Below are 4,715 nucleotides of genomic sequence, written 5' to 3'. Positions count from 1 at the left end.
GCCCGCCGCCCCGGCACCCGCGGCCCCCGGCGGCGACCACGGCGAGGCGCAGGCCGTGCTCGGCGTCACCTGCGGGCTGGTGATGTGCGGCGAGGACGCCCGGCCCGCGCTGGTCGTCGAGCCCACCGCGCCCGTCGTCCGGCCCGGCTCCGAGGGCCCCGGCGACGACTTCCTGCCGCTGCTCATCGAGAGCGGCTTCCTGCCCGTGATGGACATGGTCAAGCCGCCGGCGCCGGCGACCGGTTGGTCCGTGCTGCTCGTCGCCGGCCAGCTGCACGCCGTGATGCAGCCCGGCACCGCCGGCCAGCCGCCGACCGCCTGGTGGCAGGCGCACCAGCCGCTGCACGTCTCGGAAGGCTGGCGGGCCGCCGCGGCGAAGGAGCAGGAAGTGCTCGTCTACGCCGCGCCCGCCGGCGCGATCGGCCGCCAGCCGCGCGAGGACCTGCTCGGCGAGGCGCTGGCGCAGGCCGCCGCGCGCGGGCTGCTCGTCGGGGCGACGATGCCCCTCACCGGCACGTGATCCCAAACCCGTTCGGAGCACCCGTACCTGATCGGAGCAACGTGCACCCGCATCCCTCCGTACCGCGCCTTCGTTGCACGGGTGTGCACCGATACCACGCGATTCCCGGCATGCGCCCCGCCCACGAGCCCCACGCGGCCGCGCGCCCCTCGGGGACGCCGATCTACGACGCCCTGTTCGCCGAGTACCGCCGGCTCTTCCGGGCGCTGCCCGGGGACCGCTCCGGCGAGGAGCAGCTCCGCTTCGACGCGATCATGAACGCCCGCCCGTCACTGCCGTCCACGGGGCGGCTGCGGTCGCACCTCCACGTGCACCGCCACCGCGCGGCCGACGACTGACCCCGCCGGTAGCGGCCCCGCCAGGAGCCGGGGCCGCTACTTCTTGCGGCCCCGCTTCTCCCGCACCCGTACCGAGATCCGGATCGGGCTGCCCTCGAAGCCGAACTCCTCGCGCAGCCGCCGCTCGATGAACCGCCGGTAGTTCGCCTCGATGAACCCCGAGGCGAAGAGCACGAACCGCGGCGGCCTGGTGCCCGCCTGGGTGCCGAAGAGGATCCGCGGCTGCTTGCCGCCGCGCACCGGGTGCGGCTGCCCGGCCACCAGTTCGCCGAGGAAGGCGTTGAGCCTGCCCGTCGGCACCCGCGTCTCCCAGCCCGCCAGCGCCGTCTCCAGCGCCGGCACCAGCTTCTCCATGTGCCGTCCGGTACGGGCCGAGACGTTGACCCGCGGCGCCCACTGCACCTGCACGAGGTCGCGCTCGATCTCGCGCTCCAGGTAGAACCGGCGCTCGTCGTCCAGCACGTCCCACTTGTTGTACGCGATGACCAGGGCCCGCCCGGCGTCGACGGCCATGGAGATGATCCGGGTGTCCTGCACGGCCAGCGTCTCGCCGGCGTCCACGAGGACGACCGCGACCTCCGCCTTCTCCAGCGCCGCGGCAGTGCGCAGCGAGGCGTAGTAGTCGGCGCCCTCCTGGAGGTGGACACGCCGCCGGATGCCGGCGGTGTCGACGAACCGCCAGGTCTTCCCGCCCAGTTGGATCAGCTCGTCCACCGGGTCCCGGGTGGTGCCCGCCACGTCGTCCACGACGACGCGGTCCTCCTTGGCGAGCTTGTTGAGCATCGACGACTTGCCGACGTTCGGCCGCCCGATGAGCGCCACCCGGCGCGGCCCGCCGAGCCCGCCGCCGAACGTCTGCGCGGGCGCGTCCGGGAGCGCGTCGAGCACCGCGTCGAGCATGTCGCCGGTGCCGCGGCCGTGCAGCGCGGAGACCGGGTGGGGCTCGCCGAGGCCGAGCGACCACAGGTACGCCGCCTCCGACTCGCCGGACTGCCCGTCGACCTTGTTGGCGCAGAGCACCACCGGCTTGCCGGCCCGGCGCAGCATCTTCACGACGGCCTCGTCGGTGTCCGTGGCGCCCGTCTGCGTATCCACGACGAAGACGACGGCGTCCGCGGCCTCCACCGCGAACTCGGCCTGCGCCGCCACGGACGCGTGGATGCCGAGCACGTCCTGCTCCCAGCCGCCGGTGTCGACGACCTTGAAGCGGCGGCCCGCCCACTCGGCCTCGTACGACACGCGGTCGCGGGTGACGCCGGGGCGGTCCTCCACGACGGCCTCGCGGCGGCCGATGATGCGGTTCACCAGAGTCGACTTGCCGACGTTCGGGCGGCCGACGACCGCCACCACCGGCAGCGGGCCGTGCCCGGCCCGCGCGAGGTCGACCTCGACCTCGTCGAGGTCGAAGCCCTCCTCGGCGGCCAGCTCCATGAACTCGGCGTACTCGGCGTCGCCCAGCTCCCCGTGCTCGTCGCCGCGGGGCGCGCCGTCCGGGCCCTGCTCCGGGGAGATGCCGGTCTCGCTCATCACGTTCCTCGTCCTTGCGTTCTCGGCCGCGGGCCCGGTGGCCGGGCCCGCGGCCTCAAGTCTGGTCTAGCGGCCGGTGTCGCGCCTGGCGGCGGCCAGGTGCGCGGTCAGCCGGTCCTGGATGCGCAGCGTCGCCTCGTCCATCGCCTTGCGGGTACGCCGCCCGTCCGGCGACCCGGCCTGGAAGGGCTCGCCGAAGACGATGTCCACGTGCGAGCGCACCGGCGGCAGCGCCTTGACGACGCGGCTGCGCCGCTCCGCGGTGCCCAGCACCGCGACCGGCACCACCGGGGCGCCGGAGCGCACCGCGAAGTACGCGAGGCCCGCGCGGATCGAGGAGAAGTCGCCCTCTCCCCTGCTGCCCTCGGGGAAGATCCCGAGCACGCCGCCGTCGTCCAGCACCCCCAGCGCGCGGGTGATCGCCGCCCGGTCGGCCGTCGTGCGGTCGATGGCCACCTGGCCGATGGTCCGCAGGTACCAGCCGACGATCCCGACGAACGCCTCCTGCTTGACCAGGAAGTGCACCGGCCGCGGCGAGGTCCCCATGAGCAGCGGGCCGTCGACGTTGTGGGAGTGGTTCCCGGCCAGGATCACGGGCCCGCTGGCGGGCATCCGCCAGGCGCCGAGTATCCGCGGCCTGAAGTAGCCGTGCATGACCGGCGCGGACATCCGCCGCCCGACGTGCGCACCCCGTGTCTCCGGCACCGCGCCGGCCGGTTCTGTCACCGACCCTGCTGCTTCTCTTCGACGAGGCTCACGACGTACTGGATGACCTGCTCCAGGGTCAGTTCCGTCGTGTCCACCTCGGTGGCGTCCCCGGCCTTGGCGAGCGGCGAGACCTTGCGGCCGGAGTCCGCGGCGTCGCGCCGGGCCAGCGACGCCTGCGTGGCCGCCAGGTCGCGGGCGTCCTTGCCCTTCAGCTCGCCGCTGCGGCGGGCGGCGCGCACCTCCTCGGAGGCGGTGAGGAAGATCTTCACGTCCGCGTCCGGCAGCACCGTCGTGCCGATGTCCCGGCCCTCGACCACGATCCCGCCGGCCTTCGCGGACTCGGCCGCGATCGAGCGCTGCAGGGCGGTGATCCGCGTCCGCACCTCCGGCACCGCGCTGACGGCGCTGACCGCGGCGGTGACCTCCTGGGTACGGATCGGGCCCGCGGCGTCCGCGCCGTCCACGGTGATCGTGGGCGCCCCCGGGTCGGTGCCGGAGACGATCTGCGGCTTCTCGGCGGCGGCGGCGACGGCCGCGGCGTCGGCCACGTCCACGCCGTTGCCCAGCATCCACCAGGCGGCCGCCCGGTACTGCGCGCCGGTGTCGAGGTAGCGCAGGCCGAGCCGGGCGGCTACAGCCCGGGACGTGCTCGACTTGCCCGTGCCGGCGGGGCCGTCGATGGCGACGATCACGGGGGCCCGCTGGGCCCTGGCAGCGCTGTCCACGGGGCGAACGACACCCTTCCTCAGGTCTACGACGGAGTAAAGCCGAACTCGTGCGGCACTAGATTACTGCTACCTGCCCGGGCCCCCGTCACTGCCTCAGGGGCCACCCGCGCTCCCGCAGCGCGGCGGTGAGCGCGTGCGCGGCCGGCGGCTCGACCATGAGCTGCACCCGGCCCGCCTGCTGGCCGGTGGCGTGCTCGATGCGTACGTCCTCGATGTTGACCCCGGCCGCCCCGGCATCGGCGAAGATCCTGGCCAGCTCGCCGGGCCGGTCGCCGATGAGCACGGTGACGGTCTCGTAGTCCGCGGGGGCGGCGCCGTGCTTGCCCGGCACGCGCTCGCGGCCCGCGCTGCCGCGGCGCAGCACGTCCTCGATGCCAGCCGCGCCGGTGCGGCGCTTGGCGTCGTCTGCGGCCTGGAGCGCGCGCAGCGCCCGTACCGTCTCGTCCAGGTCGGCGGCGACCTCGGCCAGCACCTCGGCGACCGGGCCGGGGTTGGCGGAGAGGATGTCGATCCACATGGCCGGGTCCGAGGCGGCGATGCGCGTGACGTCCCTGATGCCCTGCCCGCACAGCCGGACCGCGGCCTCCTCGGCGTCCCGGAGCCGGGCGGCGACCATGCTGGAGACGAGCTGCGGGGTGTGCGAGACGAGGGCGACGGCGCGGTCGTGGGCGTCGGCGTCCATCACCACGGGCACGGCGCGGCAGAGCGCGACCAGCTCCAGCGCGAGGTTCAGCACCTCGGTGTCGGTGGTCTCCGCCGGGCTCAGCACCCAGGGGCGGCCCTCGAACAGCTCCGCGGTGGCGGCCAGCGGGCCGGAGCGCTCGCTGCCGGCCATGGGGTGGCTGCCGATGTAGGCGCTGAGGTCGCCGCCCAGCTCTTCGAGGGTGCGGCGGG

Annotated in this window: 6 protein-coding genes; 2 read left to right on the top strand and 4 right to left on the bottom strand. The window is 74.8% G+C overall.

Annotated features, from left to right (window positions below; translation table 11 throughout):
* Both H5J30_RS18115 and H5J30_RS18110 read left to right on the top strand, forming a co-directional pair.
* The coding region (locus H5J30_RS18115) for a DUF8842 C-terminal domain-containing protein (RefSeq protein WP_508470538.1) at positions 1 to 520 on the top strand (520 nt) is incomplete at its 5' end.
* A gap of 110 nt (positions 521 to 630) precedes the next feature.
* Positions 631 to 858, top strand: a complete 228-nt coding sequence (locus H5J30_RS18110; protein ID WP_018837353.1) for a hypothetical protein — start codon at positions 631 to 633, stop codon at positions 856 to 858.
* 36 nt (positions 859 to 894) lie between these two features.
* On the opposite strand, the gene der is transcribed toward H5J30_RS18110, so the two are convergent.
* The 4 genes from der to H5J30_RS18090 form a co-directional block, all read right to left on the bottom strand.
* Positions 895 to 2,385 (bottom strand): ribosome biogenesis GTPase Der, encoded by a 1,491-nt coding sequence (gene der, locus H5J30_RS18105; protein WP_181788459.1) that lies wholly within the window; start codon positions 2,383 to 2,385, stop codon positions 895 to 897.
* Between the two features lie 66 nt (positions 2,386 to 2,451).
* Complete coding sequence (locus H5J30_RS18100) at positions 2,452 to 3,054, bottom strand: lysophospholipid acyltransferase family protein (RefSeq protein WP_181788460.1); 603 nt, start codon at positions 3,052 to 3,054, stop codon at positions 2,452 to 2,454.
* A 53-nt stretch (positions 3,055 to 3,107) separates the two neighbouring features.
* A complete protein-coding gene (gene cmk, locus H5J30_RS18095) occupies positions 3,108 to 3,818 on the bottom strand; it encodes a (d)CMP kinase (protein WP_181788458.1) in 711 nt (236 codons plus the stop codon).
* Positions 3,819 to 3,906: 88 nt separating this feature from the next.
* A partial coding sequence (locus H5J30_RS18090; protein WP_181788457.1) for a prephenate dehydrogenase occupies positions 3,907 to 4,715 on the bottom strand: 809 nt, incomplete at its 5' end.

The sequence above is a fragment of the Streptomyces phytophilus genome (assembly GCF_013870535.1).
GTDB lineage: Bacteria > Actinomycetota > Actinomycetes > Streptomycetales > Streptomycetaceae > Streptomyces > Streptomyces phytophilus.
The sequence above is the reverse complement of the archived record's forward strand: the minus strand, read 5'-3'. Positions and strand labels throughout refer to the sequence as shown.